This is a genomic window from Bradyrhizobium sp. URHC0002 (assembly GCF_054059515.1).
In genome coordinates this window covers 7,208,096-7,223,013 of sequence record NZ_JBSSCF010000001.1, presented here as the reverse complement: position 1 = coordinate 7,223,013, position 14,918 = coordinate 7,208,096, and the positions used below count along the sequence as shown (strand labels likewise).

At 63.6% G+C, this 14,918-nt stretch carries 14 protein-coding genes; 6 read left to right on the top strand and 8 right to left on the bottom strand.

What is annotated here, in order from left to right; all coding sequences use genetic code 11:
• The first annotated feature begins 13 nt into the window (after window positions 1–13).
• From ACVWVY_RS35150 to ACVWVY_RS35140, 3 genes are all read left to right on the top strand, one after another.
• On the top strand, window positions 14–787 hold the full coding sequence (locus ACVWVY_RS35150) for a hypothetical protein (protein ID WP_456630684.1): 774 nt from the start codon (window positions 14–16) through the stop codon (window positions 785–787).
• A 160-nt stretch (window positions 788–947) separates the two neighbouring features.
• Window positions 948–1,436: a Twin-arginine translocation pathway signal gene (locus ACVWVY_RS35145; protein ID WP_456630683.1), complete on the top strand. Its 489-nt coding sequence runs from the start codon at window positions 948–950 to the stop codon at window positions 1,434–1,436.
• A 35-nt stretch (window positions 1,437–1,471) separates the two neighbouring features.
• Window positions 1,472–2,080 carry a ferric reductase-like transmembrane domain-containing protein gene (locus ACVWVY_RS35140; protein WP_456632390.1) on the top strand — a complete coding sequence of 203 codons (609 nt, stop codon included), beginning with the start codon at window positions 1,472–1,474 and terminating at the stop codon, window positions 2,078–2,080.
• A 143-nt stretch (window positions 2,081–2,223) separates the two neighbouring features.
• Here ACVWVY_RS35140 and ACVWVY_RS35135 read toward each other — a convergent pair whose 3' ends face one another.
• Window positions 2,224–3,732 carry an amidohydrolase family protein gene (locus tag ACVWVY_RS35135; protein WP_456630682.1) on the bottom strand — a complete coding sequence of 503 codons (1,509 nt, stop codon included), beginning with the start codon at window positions 3,730–3,732 and terminating at the stop codon, window positions 2,224–2,226.
• A 321-nt stretch (window positions 3,733–4,053) separates the two neighbouring features.
• A complete protein-coding gene (locus ACVWVY_RS35130) occupies window positions 4,054–4,905 on the bottom strand; it encodes a LysR family transcriptional regulator (RefSeq protein WP_456630681.1) in 852 nt (283 codons plus the stop codon).
• A 93-nt stretch (window positions 4,906–4,998) separates the two neighbouring features.
• Here ACVWVY_RS35130 and ACVWVY_RS35125 point away from each other — a divergent pair, with 93 nt between their 5' ends.
• The gene (locus tag ACVWVY_RS35125; protein ID WP_456630680.1) at window positions 4,999–5,853 is read left to right on the top strand and encodes an MBL fold metallo-hydrolase; all 855 of its coding nucleotides are present in this window, start codon (window positions 4,999–5,001) and stop codon (window positions 5,851–5,853) included.
• Here ACVWVY_RS35125 and ACVWVY_RS35120 read toward each other — a convergent pair whose 3' ends face one another.
• From ACVWVY_RS35120 to ACVWVY_RS35110, 3 genes are all read right to left on the bottom strand, one after another.
• Window positions 5,854–6,474, bottom strand: coding sequence for a DUF1254 domain-containing protein (locus tag ACVWVY_RS35120; protein WP_456630679.1), 621 nt, complete (start codon window positions 6,472–6,474; stop codon window positions 5,854–5,856).
• Window positions 6,471–7,049 (bottom strand): DUF1214 domain-containing protein, encoded by a 579-nt coding sequence (locus ACVWVY_RS35115; RefSeq protein ID WP_456630678.1) that lies wholly within the window; start codon window positions 7,047–7,049, stop codon window positions 6,471–6,473. The genes ACVWVY_RS35120 and ACVWVY_RS35115 overlap by 4 nt, the downstream gene beginning before the upstream one ends.
• A 152-nt stretch (window positions 7,050–7,201) precedes the next feature.
• Entirely contained in the window at window positions 7,202–9,487 is a 2,286-nt protein-coding gene (locus ACVWVY_RS35110) for a transglycosylase domain-containing protein (RefSeq protein WP_456630677.1), read from the bottom strand.
• 283 nt (window positions 9,488–9,770) lie between these two features.
• Between ACVWVY_RS35110 and ACVWVY_RS35105 the strand changes: the two genes are divergently transcribed.
• Together ACVWVY_RS35105 and ACVWVY_RS35100 are read left to right on the top strand one after the other, a co-directional pair.
• A complete protein-coding gene (locus ACVWVY_RS35105) occupies window positions 9,771–10,286 on the top strand; it encodes a YcgN family cysteine cluster protein (RefSeq protein WP_456630676.1) in 516 nt (171 codons plus the stop codon).
• Between the two features lie 175 nt (window positions 10,287–10,461).
• Window positions 10,462–12,036: an MDR family MFS transporter gene (locus tag ACVWVY_RS35100; RefSeq protein ID WP_456630675.1), complete on the top strand. Its 1,575-nt coding sequence runs from the start codon at window positions 10,462–10,464 to the stop codon at window positions 12,034–12,036.
• 20 nt (window positions 12,037–12,056) lie between these two features.
• Here the strand turns inward: ACVWVY_RS35100 and ACVWVY_RS35095 are convergent, their stop codons facing one another.
• From ACVWVY_RS35095 to ACVWVY_RS35085, 3 genes are all read right to left on the bottom strand, one after another.
• On the bottom strand, window positions 12,057–12,770 hold the full coding sequence (locus tag ACVWVY_RS35095; RefSeq protein ID WP_456630674.1) for a type 1 glutamine amidotransferase: 714 nt from the start codon (window positions 12,768–12,770) through the stop codon (window positions 12,057–12,059).
• A gap of 21 nt (window positions 12,771–12,791) precedes the next feature.
• Window positions 12,792–12,983 carry a KOW motif-containing protein gene (locus ACVWVY_RS35090; RefSeq protein WP_456630673.1) on the bottom strand — a complete coding sequence of 64 codons (192 nt, stop codon included), beginning with the start codon at window positions 12,981–12,983 and terminating at the stop codon, window positions 12,792–12,794.
• A gap of 88 nt (window positions 12,984–13,071) precedes the next feature.
• The gene (locus ACVWVY_RS35085; RefSeq protein ID WP_456630672.1) at window positions 13,072–14,706 is read right to left on the bottom strand and encodes a thiamine pyrophosphate-requiring protein; all 1,635 of its coding nucleotides are present in this window, start codon (window positions 14,704–14,706) and stop codon (window positions 13,072–13,074) included.
• Window positions 14,707–14,918: the final 212 nt, after the last annotated feature.

Below are 14,918 nucleotides of genomic sequence, written 5' to 3'. Positions count from 1 at the left end.
ACGGACATTTGAAATGCCGGAGCTGTGCCTCCCGATCCGGACCACCGGGCTTCGGTCACTCCCGGCTCTCATGCTGCTCGTGGCAGGTACGGTGCTCGGCGGCTGCAGCGGCGGGGATTTCGGTCGCACCCGCGCCGATATGCGCAACGACGACATGCACCGCTGGCTGGGCGCCGAGGCCACGGCAAGCGTCGGCCTCAAGTCCTCGCAGTTCCAGCTCACCGAAAACGAGCGCCAGCTTCGCGATCTCGCCTATCCCTTGATCGAGCCGCCGCATTCGCGGCCCGCCTGGAAGAGCGTGTTCGGCGATTACCAGCCGCTGCCCTCGCCATGGCGGCAGAAGGTGGTGTTCGACCGCACCACCTACGGACGCGCCCTGATCGACGAGCCGCACCGCTCGCACACTTCGCGTTATCAGCAGTTGATCGAGGACGTCCGTAACGACATCACGAGGTTCGAGCCGTTCTTTGCCTCGGCCGCGCGCGTCATCGAACTCGACCGCAAGCGCAGCGCCAGCCTGAATATGGTGTCGGAACTGTCGCCGCGCGAACAGGCCGATGCGATCGCCCGCATGGAAGAGAACACGCTGATCGTGCAATGGGTCCAGCAATGCCTGGAGCAGCGCATTTCCTCGTATCGCTGGGCGCTGGAGCGGCTGGTGATCCAGGCGCCTGACGGCATCGCGGCCGATGCCGACCGCCTGATCGGCGAGCTTGCCGCGCAAACCGCCAATCCGCCGCTTGCTGCCCAGCCGGTGATCGGGCGGGCAGTGACGGTGAAGGGCTAAATGGGGCCCATGCCCCACTAACGACGCTGGTCGAGTGGCCGGCACACCGTTCACAACACTGTTATTGCGACCTGTCGCGCTCTTCGCCTCCCTTAACTGGGCGTCTGACGCGCGTTGCTGTAACCTCGTCTGCAGCTGCACGGACCCAGGAGGACTTCACATGCCCACCCTCGTGCTCAACCGCCGCAACCTCCTCGCCGCCGGCGGCGCCGTCCTGGCAACCGGGGTTTCCGGGTTCCTGCTGCCGGCCCGCGCCGCCGGCCTCGCGCCGACCGATTCGATGTCGGGCGGGGCGAACAACTACCGCAAGGGCGCGCCGATCGTGGATCGGATCGGCAAGGGTGGCTTCTGGATGAGTGGTACCGTGCGCCGCGCAGGCGACGGAACTCCGCTTGCCGGGCAGCGCATCCAGATCTGGGCGCACACGACCGAGGGGCAGGAGCACGAGCCGCAGAGTCATGGAGCCACGCTCACCGACAAGAACGGGGCGTTCCGTCTTGAGATGCCGCAGATCATTCCCATCTTCGGCCAACCGCATGGTCACCTCGCCTATGACAGTGGTGAGTTCAAAACCGTCTTTCTACGTCCCGTAATGCGGAGCGCAAAGGAAACCAGCCTGGAGGCGCATTTCGTCCTTCAGTCGGTCTGATCGAGTTGCGAACGAAGGGATGGAGATTGGCCCAGGTGATCCTGATCTGGGTCGCCTTTGCGGCAGCCGTTTGCGTGCCGATCGCCGCTGCAGCGGCGAGCCCGCTGCTCGCATGGCGCGGTCCGGTCTACATCCTGGCCGGATTCGCAGGGATTGTCGCACTCGGCGTCATGCTCCTTCAGCCGCTTTTGATTGGCGGATACTTACCGGGACTGTCGGGCCGCATTGGGCGGCGTGCCCATCACTGGATCGGAGGCACGCTGGTCGCGGCGGTGGTGGTCCACGTCGTGGGCCTTTGGATCACCAGTCCGCCGGACATGATTGACGCGCTTCTCTTCACATCGCCGACGCCGTTCTCCCCCTTTGGTGTGATCGCCATGTGGGCAATCTTCGCCGTCGCGCTTTTGGCTGTTCTTCGCCGGCGATTAGGGCTGCGAACGTGGCGCATCGCCCACACGCTGCTCGCGATCGTCATCGTCGTTGGAAGCGCGGTCCACGCCATACTCATCGAGGGCACGATGGAGACGGTCTCGAAGGCTGTGCTCTGCGCGCTGGTCCTTGCGGCGGCAATAAAAGTAATCGCTGGCCTGCGGGTGTGGAGAAAGCGAGCGACGTCGCGCGGAGAGAGCGTTGCGCGGCAGTAGGCTAGGCGGAATTGATAGCGACAAGGATCTTCGGAACGTGTCCGGGTTGGGTCAGAGGACTAAACTAACGCACTTCTTGGCGGCAAGGGCTCCGATCCAGTCGGACAGGCCATTGGCCGCTGCGCCGCCGCAACTGCTGGCACTCAGGCGGCGCGAACGTATCCGTAACGGAGGTTCGAGGGTTGCTCCGCAGCTTGTGCGTACTCGCTCTTGAGCGCTGCGAGGCGGTCTTCGGAAAAGATTGGCATTCTCGTGTTATCGGCCGCCTTGAGCTTGATCTTGTAGAACCTGGTTGCGTTGCCCGAGAAGATCAACTGCTTTGTGCCGCTGTTGGCGTCGCCGAGCGGCGCAAAGCCATATTTCTTCTGCATGTCCTCCGGGATTTCGAGCCGGCGCAGCGCCTCGATCTGCCACTGCGGCGAGCCGTACCAGACCGAATCGGTGCCCCACATCACGTGGTCGATCCCCATGCCTTTGATCAACGTGCCGACCAGCGCCGCGCAGAACTTGGGATGCGCAACTGCCGAGTTGGCAAACGACGTGCCGAGTTCGGCATAGACGTTGGTGACACCGAACTTCTGCGGGATTTCCGCGAGGTCCGAGGCCCACTGGATGCGGCCGGTCTGCTCGAACTCCGCCCAAGCCTTGTCCGGCAGCTCGAGGAACGCCCGCAGCGCCGAGTGATAGATCACGAAGTTCATCTGCGGCCAGTCCTTCGCCGCCTTTCCAATGTCCCACGCGGTTGCATATTCCCACACGCCAGCGAACGATTTCTCGTAATCCGGCGGCAGCAGCCCCTTGTGGATGCACAGCGTGTTGATGCCGGCCTTCACCGCCTTTTCGTAGAACGGATACATCACCTGCTCATCGTCGAGCCGCCATGGGAATTTGGAGGGTGCCAGCGGATCGCCGATCGTGTAGGACTTCCAGGAATCCGGCTTGTAGACCTCGATTGCCTTGTCGACCTCTTCCATCCAGCCGGGCTGCTTTGGGGTGATGACGCTGTGCGCCAGCAGGCGGCGCGAACCGGCGAAGTCGTTAATGAGTTCGCGGGCCTTGACGATCTGCTCGTTGGAAAGAAGCCACCAGCTCGGATCGTCGAACGGCGCTCCGCTCAGTAGCGCCATGTTTGTGTCGCTGTCGTAGTAGATCTCTTTTACGTAATTCTGGAACTTGTAGCGGGCGAGCGAGGAGACGCCTTCCTCCTTCATCTTCGGATTCCAGTGCTGGCTTGCAAAGTCGGCCAGCCCCAACAGCTCCTTGTGATCGAAGTCGTCGCGCACGAAATGGGTCTGGACGTCGAAGATGAACTGGCCGGCGAGGCCTTGCGCGCGCGCCAGCATCAATTCGGGTTCGCGGGCCTCGGCCGGCGCGACCTGGAAAACATTGCCGTAGACGTCGTTCATCGCGAGGAACGCCGCGGCCATGCCGCAGCTCGTGTGCAGGAACTGCCTGCGGCTCAAGCCGAGGTGCTTGCCGTTAACGTCGGCGAGTTCGTTGATCCGTGCCTCGACCTTTTTTTGCACGGCGCTCTGCGGGGGCGGCAGATACTCGCCGTTGGAAACAATCTGAGTGGGAATCGGCGTTGCTGCCGATGCCGCCTCCGCGCCCGCGACAAGACGTTGCTCTCGCTCACTAAGCCAGGTGCTCATTGTTTCTCTCCCTCTTTGGGGGCCATCGACGATGCTGGTCGGTGCGCGCATGAGGCTACGCGATTTGGCCACTCCCGATCAGTTAGAAGGACGGAATAGGCGTAACCTCCCGCGTTTCAGCTACGCATAAGGCCGTCACACTCCCCTCACGCTCAGGCGAGTCTCTTCATCGTGTCGTGCTGCCAGAGCACAAACACACTCGCAAAACTACTTGCGGTAGTGGCGGCATCATGGCCGAATTCAATGCTCAAACCTCCATTCGCGCAAGCAAGTTATCCGACAGTCACACTGTCCCAACGCGCCCATTGCGACTGGCCGGGTTTACCGGGCCTTCGATTTGGCGCGGCCCGCTTTGGGCCGCTGGCTCTGCAGTTTCGCGATAAAATTCTGCAGCGTCTCCGACGGAGGCCGTGCCGAGCTGTAGGCGAGCCCCACCTCGCGCTTCACATCGACGTCGATCTCGCGCACGGCGACATCGGAATTGGCGCGCGCCACGCCTTCGGGAACGATGGCAATGCCGACACCGGCGGCGACCAGCGCCATCGCCCAGTCTTCGGATTCGGCAATCGCCGCGGGCTGGCGTGACGCCGATGCGGCACGGCCGAAGAATTCGCTCTGCTCGCAATGACAGCGATCGACCATGGCGACGCCGGCGAGGTCCGCGGTGCGCAGCCGCTCCTTCAGCGTCAGCGGATGCGACGGCGGCAGGGCTGCGACGTAACGCTCGACCCAGAGCGGCACGAAATGTTCATCGGCGCGCAGCAGATTTTTGGAGACCATCCGCGCATCCGAAGGCTCGTCGACGCCGACGAGACGGAGCGCGATGTCGGAAGTCCCGGTCAGCGGCTTCAGAAGCGCGATGGTTCGCGGTCGGTCCAGCGTGCGCATCAGGCCGAGCGTCAATGCGCTCCGCGTCGCAGGTTTCCGGAACAGGTTTTTTGCGGCGTCCGCCTCGTCGATGATGCGGCGGGCCACGGCGTGGAATTGTTCGGCCGCTTCCGTCGGCGCCACGCCCTTCTTGTGCCGGATGAACAGCGCCGTGCCGAGTTCGGCTTCCAGGTTGGTGATCGCCGCCGAGATCGAGGGCTGCGAGATGAAGCAGCGTTTGGCGGCCGCCGTCAGGCTGCGCTCCCTGAACACGGCCGCGAAATAGCGGAGTTCGCGGATATCCATAGTCTGTTCCTATTGATACTATCAGATATCGATATTTTACCTATGGCTCAGGGAATGGCAAGCAAGACGCCTGACCTTGAAGGAGACCTTGTCATGCGCGTCCATCATCTCAACACCGGCACCATGTGCCCGATCGGCCGGCGCCTGGTGAACGGCACCGGCAGCATTTTTCAGCGCGCGCGCATGGTGTGTCATTGTCTGCTGATCGAGACCCATGACGGGCTGGCGCTGGTCGATACCGGCATCGGATTGGACGACATCGCCAACCCGCCGCGGCTAGGACCCAAATGGGTCCGGCAGACGACGCCGCGGCTCGATCCGGCCGAGACCGCCGCGCGGCAGGTCGAGGCGCTCGGCTATTCCAAAAGCGACGTGCGGCATCTGTTGCTGACGCATCTCGATCGCGATCATGCCGGCGGCATTCCGGATTTTCCGAACGCGAAGGTGCACGTCCATCGCCGCGAGTACGACATGGCGGTGACGCGCCGGACGCCCGCACCGAAAGGCCGCTATATCACCGCGCAATGGCAGCATGGTCCGCAATGGGCGTTCTACGGCGAAGGCGGCGAAGACTGGTTCGGCTTCAAGGGCGTCCGTGCGCTCGGCGATCGCGAGCCTGATATCCTGATGATCCCGCTGCCGGGCCATACGCTCGGCCATTGCGGCATCGCCGTGCGAAGCGGGCATAAATGGCTGCTGCATGCCGGCGATGCTTATTTCTTCCACGGGCAAGTACAGGCTTCGCCGAAAACGCCGCTGGTGCTCGGCATGTTTCAGCGCCGGGCCGACATGGATCGCGCCATGCGTATCGAAAACCAGGCGCGGCTACGGACGCTCAAGGCCAATCACGGCGATCAAGTCACGATCTTCAATAGCCACGATCCCGTGGACTACGAGAATTGCCGCTGCGGCCAACACCAGGAAGTGCCGAGCCATAATAAGCCGTGATCAGCGCTTGCCCTTCGGCGCCGGGGCAGGGGCTGGCGCCGGCGGCGCCGGTTCGGGTTGCTTGGCCGGCGGAGGCTCGGTCTGCAACGTGCAGCGCGATGCCGCGAGCGAGGCCTGCGCCTGCGGCATCAGCCCTGGCTCAGGCGCCAGCGCCTTCAGCACGATCAGGCCGGTCGCGGTGGGGGAGTCGATGATCAGCCGGTCGGCGGCGGTGATTTCCTCATCCTCCGGCAACGCGGAATGCTGATCTTCCGTCATCAGGTCGAGTTCGATCACCTTGCGGCCGGCCGAGCGGTCGTTGATGGCGTAATAGGCGACCTCGTTGCGCGTGTAGAACGACACCGAGGTATAGGCCTGGCTGACCGGCACCGTCAGCTTGATGGGGCCGCCGGAAAGGTCGTAGCGGCAGATCGCGACCGCAAAGGCCGGGTCCATGAACGGCATCGGCGCGTTGTTGGGCTCGGCGAGCGGAAGGGCGGTGACGGCATTCTCTTTGGTCATCGGCGTCAGCCGCGAATAGGCGTCCTGGGTGGCAATGCGCGGCAGCGCCAGCACGCTGACGAGATGCACTACGCCGCCCAGCAGCACGCCCGCGATAATGGTGAATACCAGCCGGATCATGGGCAGCCTGCCGTCGTGATGGAAGGCATCGGGGCGTCGCGCTGCGTTCGCGTCGCCACGCCAACCGGCGTATCGTACAGCCGCAGCATCAGCGCGTAGCGTTCGATGCCGCCGGTCGGCAGCCAGTTTCCGGCCCGCGACCGCGCCGCCACGCGGATCTCGAACGAGCCGTCGGAGCCGCGGACGATCTCCTGGCTGGTGAAGCCGTAGCGCTGCAGCGAATTGGCGACCAGATGCCCCTTGCGGTCGAACAGGGTCAACGTCCAGAACCGGGCCGCCGGGGTCACCCCGCTGACGACCACGTCGCAGCGCCCGTCGAGCGGTTTCTTCTTGTCGTCTGTCGTGGCCGAGAAGGCGATGCCGTCACCGGTGCCGATCGGCAATTCGCCGCTACGGGCAATCAAGGCGCGCGAATAGGGATCGACGTCGGCGGTGCCGCTCTTGGGCCGCGCGGTCCAGGCGCCGATCGTGAGCGTGCCGAGATCGGTGCCACGCGTCGCCGTCATGTAGGTCGAGCCGAGACCGACGGCGGTGGCAAGCGCTAACGCCAGCAAAGTGATGAAGATCAGCCGCACAGGCCAGTGCTCCGAAATCTCACGGCATCAGATTCCGGTTGAACCGGCTTCATCCGAAACCTGAAGCGCTTCGTTTTGTGTGAGCATGTCGGCGCGGACGCCTCGCATCTGCTCCGAGGAAAGCCGGTTAACATTCTGCCGGATCATGTCTTTTAATTCTTCCGCTGCGCCGGTGCAGGCTGGTCGCCAGCGGCTGCGATATAATTCTCGGGGAAAGCCAGCGCGCCTGATGTGACCGGCTTGGCGGGCTGCTTCTGGTCGTTGGACGAGGTCTTGCCCGCGACCTTGCCGGCCTCGTCGAGCAGTCGCTCGACGCGCACCAGAATATCCGCGCCGCGCTTGGTCAATACCGGCGGCGGCCCCGGCTTGGTCTCCAGCACCCGTGCCGCACCGTTGGCCGCGACGCTGGCGGGGACGGCGGCCGGCGGCAGTTTCGTGCCCATGCCGATTCCGGGGATTTCCTTTACCTCGACGCCCTGGTGCGCGACGACCATGATGTCGTGCCAGGTTTGCGCGGGCAGCGAACCGCCGGTCATGCGGTTGGTCGGCGAGTAGTCGTCATTGCCGTACCAGACCGCGCAGGTGAAGTTGCCGGTGTAGCCGACGAACCAGGCGTCGCGGTACGCGTTGGTGGTGCCGGTCTTGCCTGCGGTCGGAATACCGTCCAGCGCGGCGCGGCGGGCGGTGCCCTCGCTGACGACGTGGCTCATCATCCACGCCATGTCGGAGGCGACGGAGGCGGGAATGGCCTGCACCGGCTTCTTGCCGTCGCGGTCGAATCGCCAGACCAGATCGCCGGCGCCGGTGCGCACTTCCAGCACCGAATGAGGTTTCACCGACTTGCCCTTGTTCGGGAAGGTCGCATAGGCGACCGCGTGTTCGAGCACGGTGACTTCGTCGGAGCCGATCGGCATCGACGGCGTATCGGGCAGGGGGGCCGTGAGGCCGAATTTCCGCGCCACCTCGGTGATCTTGACGCGGCCGGCCTTGGCGGGGTTCGGCGACTTGCCGCCGAGCGCAATCGACAGCTTGACCGGCACGACGTTGATCGAGCGGGTGATCGCCTGGGTCAGCGTCACCGAGCCCGAATAGGAGTGGCCATAATTCTGCGGGCACCAGTTGCCGATGCAGACCGGACCGTCGACCACGATCGAGGTCGGCTTGTAACCGTTCAACAGCGCGGTCGTGTAGACATAGGGCTTGAACGAGGAGCCCGGCTGCCGGTAGGCGTCGGTCGAACGGTTGAACTGGCTGGCGCCATAGTCACGGCCGCCCACCATCGCGCGAACGCCGCCGTCGAGATCGGCGACCACAGTCGCGGCCTGGGTGGCGTGATAGTCCCGGCCGAACTGGCGGAGCTGGTTTTCGACGGCTTCCTCGGCGGCGCGCTGCACGTTCATATCGATCGCGGTGCGGACCACGAAGACGCGCTCGATGTAGGATTTCGGGAACGTGTCGACCAGCTTGCGCATCTCTTCGAAGGCGTAGTCGAGATAGTAGTTCGGCGAATTTTCGTCGCGGCGATCGACGGCGACCGCAGGATTGCGCCGCGCACCGAACACCTGGCCTTCGGTCATGAAGCCGGCATCGACGAGGTTGTCGAGCACGACGTTGGCGCGGGCGCGGGCGGCGGGCAGGTTGATGTGCGGGGCGTATTTGGTCGGCGCCTTGAACAGGCCGGCCAGCATGGCGGATTCCGCCAGATTGACGTCGCGCGCCGACTTGTTGAAGTAGAAATGCGCCGCGCCGTCGACGCCGAAGGTGCCGCCGCCCATATAGGCGCGGTCGAGATAGAGTTTCAAAATCTCGTTCTTGGTGAGGCGCGTCTCCAGCCAGATCGCCAGGAACGCTTCCTTCACCTTGCGCTCGATGGTGCGCTCGTTGTTCAGGAACAGGTTCTTCGCCAGCTGTTGCGAGATCGACGAACCGCCCTGGCGCACGCCACCGGCCTGCGCGTTGGTGACCAGCGCGCGCGCGGTGCCGGCGATGTCGATGCCGAAATGGTCGTAGAAGCGGCGGTCTTCGGTGGCGAGCGTCGCCTTGATCAAATTGTCCGGAAAATCTTCCAGCGGGATCGAATCGTTGTGCTTGATGCCGCGGCTGCCGATCGGATTGCCGTAGCGGTCGAGGAACGACACCGCGAGGTCGGATTTCTTCAACCAGTCATCATCGGCGGTTTCGCGAAACGCCGGGATCGCGAGCGCCAGCATCAGGATCAGCCCGCCGAGACCGATGGTGGCGGCTTCCGAAAACGGTTCGATGAAGACCCAGCGCTTCCAGCGGCCGACATAGAAGCGGTCCATGAAGGTGGAGTAGCGCTCGTACAGCTCGCGCAGGCCCTTGCCCGACGAGAACAGCGTCGAGTCGATGCGCGCATCCAGATCCAGAAGGAAGTTCCGGATCTTCTGCTTCAACTGCGGAGGTACGATCTGGCGCACCGGGACCCTTGGTCGTTGGCAACGCTCACACACCCGGCCGGGCGCTGTCGAGACGTCATGCTTTGATGTTGCGGCAAACCCAAGGCGCTTTTAGGACGCTTGGAGACTCACAATTGTTCTATCCGAGCGGGGGCCATAAACCAATGCTCTCGCTCACCATTTTGGTGGTCAGCCCTAACGCGTTCCCAGCTTTTTTACCCCCGTAATCAGCCCGCTTGCGCCTGGGTTGCCGGACCCCCTAGAAGGGCTGCAGCCGAACCCGACCCGGAAACCATCCGACTTCATGACCGCGCCGCCCAAGCGAGCTTCCAGCCAGGAGGGATTCTTCTGGAAAACCAAGACGTTGGAAGAAATGTCCAGCGTCGAATGGGAAAGCCTGTGCGACGGCTGCGCGCGCTGCTGCCTGGAAAAGCTCGAGGACGAGGATACCGGGAAAATCTACTTCACCCATGTTTCCTGCAAACTGCTCGATTCCGGCCTATGCGCCTGCAAGGATTACCAGAACCGTTCCGACAAGGTTCCGGATTGTGTCCGCCTGACGCCCGAGAACGTCCGCACCCTGAACTGGCTGCCGCCGAGTTGCGGCTACAAACTTGTCGCGGAGGGACGCGATCTCTACTGGTGGCACCCTCTGATTTCGGGTGACCCCAATACCGTGCATGAAGCCGGGGTTTCGGTGCGCGGCAGGGTGCAGGGCACCGAGGACGAGATCGCCGATGAGGATCTCGAGGACCACATCGTGCAATGGCCGGCACTGTTGCCGAAGCGGGCGCGGCTGAAGAAGCGGCCCAAAGCCTGAACGTAACCCGCTGAAGCTGTTGCGCTGATCACTCACGGAAACGCGAAGCCATCCTCGCGGGATGCACCCATGCACCCGCGGTGCTGCCGCGAAGGGGACTGGTCCTCTAAAGTGCTGCCGATATGGCGATTCCATCTCAGCGGCTTTGGCTGCGCAGAACAATATTACGTCCGACATGAACAAGCACCAACGGCAAGGCCGCGAGCCCGCCGACCAGACGACATTGCCTGACGATATCGGCGAAGAGCTCTCGCGCATCACGACGGAGGTCATCGATGTCAGCGATGCGCCGCCGATTGCGCCGCCGGTGCCGCTGAGCCCCGACGAGGTTCGCACCATCCTGATGAGCCTGTTGCTGACGATGTTCCTGGCCGCGCTCGACCAGACCATCGTGGCGACGGCGCTGCCGACCATCGGCCGCCAGTTCAACGACGTTAGCAGCCTGTCCTGGGTCATCACCGCCTATCTGTTGGCCTCGACCGCGGTAGCACCCGTGTTCGGCACGCTGAGCGACATTTACGGCCGCCGCGTCATGATCACCGTTTCGCTTGTCCTGTTCACGGTCGGCTCGATCCTCTGCGCGGTGGCGCCGAACATGCCGATATTGATCGTCGCGCGCGGCCTGCAGGGGCTCGGCGGCGGCGGCATCATGCCTGTGGTGCAGACCGTGATCTCCGACGTGGTCTCACCGCGCGAGCGCGGCAGGTATCAGGCCTATTTCAGCGGCGTCTGGATGGCTGCAGGCTTGCTGGGTCCCGTGCTCGGCGGCGTGTTCGCCGAGCATCTGCACTGGTCGATGATTTTCTGGATCAACGTGCCGCTCGCGGTCGGCGCACTGTTTCTGCTGCTGCCCAAGATGGGCAAGATCCCCGTGTTCCATCGCCGCCGCAAGGTCGACTGGCTCGGCGGCGTGCTGTTGATGGCGTCTGCCGTCGTCGTCATGCTGGTGCTGAGCTGGGGCGGCAACCGCTATGCCTGGCTGTCGCCGGCGATCATGGCGATGATCGGTGGGTCTGTCGCGCTGGCGTTCGCCTTCGTCTGGCACGCGCGCAAGGCCGACGAACCGTTCCTGCCGCTGCCGCTGCTGGGCGGAACGGTGGTGCCTTTCGCCATGGCGGCCGGCGGCTGTGCACTTGGCGCCATCACCGGGCTGACCGTGCACCTGCCGCTCTACTACGAGGTCGTCTATCATTTGACCGCGAGCGAAGCCGGGTTGGCGCTGATCCCGATCGCCGCGATTTCCACCTGTGGTGCCGCGATCGCCGGACGGACCATGGCGCGCGCCAAGCACTACAAGCGCGTGGCGATCGCGGGCACTTCGGCGGCGGCGATCTTCGGTGCGGTGCTGACCGTGACGACGCTGCCGCTATGGGGGTTTCTGATCGTGCTCTCGCTGTTCGCGCTCGGGCTCGGCACGACATTCCCGGTCAGCGTGGTCTCGCTGCAGAACTCGGTGGCGCGCGCGCAGATCGGCACCGTGACGGGTGCGATGAATTTCTTCCGCTCGCTGATGTCGTCGTTCACGGTCGCCGCCTTCAGCGCGATCCTCTTGATGGCGCTGGGCGCGGGTATATCGCTCGGCGAACATCGGGGACCGGCGAACGCGATTCCGGTCGCCGACATGATTACCGCATTCCGCTACGTGTTCGGCGCCGCCACCGCGCTGCTGGCCTGTGCCGCGCTTTGCATCATCCTCATGGAGGAACGGCCGCTCGCCGGCCCATCGACGCCGGCGGAGATGGCCGAATAGGGGATTATTGCCGGCCAGCTCTAAGATGAGCCGGTGAGAAAGCGCGTGATCGCGCCGCCGAGCCGAGCGCTCTCCAGCGGTTCGGCGAGCGAGGCTTGCGCAGATGTCACCACACTATCGGGCGCATGGCCCTTGCTGCGTACCATCTCGCAGCAGGCCAGCGCGAAGCCTAAGGTGAATTCCGGGTGTGCCTGCACCGAGAACGTGGTGCCACCGGCGTAGAGCAGCCCGGCATACGGCGTGAAATCCGAGGACAGGATGGTTTTGGTGCCGGCCGGCGGCGTGATGACCTGGTCCTGATGCGAGCAGGCGAGTGCGATATGTGCGCCCTCGACCAGCCCGTTGCCGGCCGCCACGTCGTAGACATGCCTTCCCAGCCCCCAGCCTTTCTCTGACTTGCGCGCCGTGCCGCCCAACGCCTGCGCGATCAATTGATGGCCGAAACAGACGCCGACCATCGGCACCTTTCTCTGGTGGGACGTGCGCACGAACGCCTCGAGCGGCGCGATCCACTCGAACCCGTCATAGACGCCGGCCGAGGAGCCGGTGATGAGAACCGCTTCCAGCCCTCTGATTTCAGGCAGCGGCTCGCCGGCGGCAATGCTGACGGTATCGAACGTGACGGTGGCGTCGGCGGCGCCGATCATCCGCTCGAACATCTGCGGATACGATCCGTGGACCTCGCGGTTCCTGGGACTGACAAGCCCGGTTTCGATGATAGTGACGTGCGGCATTAGCGACGAACCGGTAGTGTCTCAGTTTGAATTTTCGGGCACCAGTTCGATCTGCCTGAGCGCCAAGTCCACCGGGGTGGCGCGGCCATATGCCTGAACGTCCACTTTGACGGTCTGTTCGCCTACTTCCCTCACTTCGCCCCGAAAACCAACAAACGGACCATCGATGACCTGCACAATGCGGCCTTCGATTCCCTCATGATGCTTTCCCATTATCGCTCTCCATGTTTGCGAAGCTTACCGCTAATAAGACGGCCGAAAATCCAAACTGAGACACTACATACGACCGGCCGTTGGTGCCTCAGGTTCCCGGTCTTGAAACCTCGGTCTCCTTGCTGGTGATGAATTCCAGCAGCACCGGGACGCCTTCCCTGGTCTTCTGAATACCGCGCTTGATCGCCGGGATGATGTCTTCAGGCTTCGTCACCCGCTCGCCATAACCGCCGAAGGCCCGCGCCATCGCGGCGTAGTCGCCGGAAATGTCGGTGGAGCGATATTTCTCGGTCGAGATCGGCATCACCTTCAGTTCGATCGCCATGGAAAAATTGTTCAACAGGATCGACATGATCGGGATGCGCTCGCGCACCGCGGTTTCGAAATCCATGCCGGTGAAGCCGATCGCGGCATCGCCCCAGACGTTGATGCAGAGCTTGTCGGGCTTTGCCAGCTTGGCGCCCATCGCTAGCCCAAGGCCGTAGCCGAGCTGCGTGGTCTTGCCCCAGCCGATATAGGAGAGCGGTTCGACCGATTTCCAGAACGGGGACAACTGGTCGCGCGGGCTGCCGGCATCGTGGGTGATGATGGTGTTGTTGATGTCGACGGTGTGCTGCAGATCCCACAGCACGCGGTAGGGGTTCAGCGGCGCGTCGTCATGCGTCAGCTTCGGCATCCATTTCGCCAGCCACTCCTCGTGGGAGGCCGCGATCTCGGCGGCGACCGCCGTCGCGTCGCGATCGGTCGTGACGGTCTTGCCGATCTCTTCCAATAGCGCGTCGAGTACGAGCCCGGCATCGCCGACCAGGCCGATATCCGCCTCGACATCCTTGTTGAGATGGTTGGGGTCGAGCGTCGAATGGATGATGGTTTTGCCCTTCGGCATGGCGATGCCGAATGAGGTCTCGGTGAAGGAGCAGCCGATGCCGAAGATCACGTCGGCTTGCCCCAGGAATTTCGGCACCGCGCGCGGCACGGCGAGGCCGCCCGATCCCAGCGACAGCGGATGCGTCTCCGGAAAGGATGACTTGCCGCCAAGGCTGGTGGTGACGGGGATGGCGAGGCGCTCGGCCAGCCTTCTGAGCTGCGGCCAGGCTTTTGCGTAATGCACGCCCTGGCCGGCATAGATCACCGAGCGCTTCGCCGCGACCAGCAGGGACGCCGCTTCCTTCATATGCAAGGGATCCGCGCCGTAGCGGGTGCGCAGCACCGGCGTGTAGTTCAGCGGTTCCGGCACTTCCTCGTTCCACATATCGGCCGGGATTTCGACGATCACCGGCCCGCCGCGGCCGTTCTTCAGCTTGGTGAACGCGCGGCGGAAAATGTTGCAGACCTCGGTGGCGATGTTGATCGGCTCGGACGATTTCGAGAACGCCTTCATCGCCTGGCTGGAATTGAAATTCGGGTCGATATTGGCGAGCCGGCGCGCATAGCCCATCGGCAGCACCAGCACGGGAACCGACTCGCCGTAACATTGCGCCACGCCGCCCATCGCGTTCTCGGCGCCGGGCCCATGCTGCATGCAGAACGCGCCGATCGATTGCCCTGAGGTGACGCGCGAGATCGCGTCCGCCATGTGAATGCCGATGCGCTCCTGGCGCACCATCACCGGGCGGATGTCGGCATTGGCGGCATATTCGATGAGATGATTGACCGGATAGCCGCAGAGGATTTCGATCCCCTCCCGCTTCATGATTTCTGCAATGGCGGCGCCGAGCTTCATGACGGTCTCTCCCCTGATGCAGGCCGGTTGGGTTCGGCCGATTTGCAACAGTAGGAACAGGATTTTCCGGCCCGGTAAAGCGCTGACGAAGAATGCGCGGGAAGTACTGATATGCGTTTTGCCGCTTGAGGGGCACCGTTCGGTAAAATTACCGAGATGCAGGCCGGCGAAGAATTTACTTGCTCGCAACACCGCAGCGAGAGGTCGAAAGT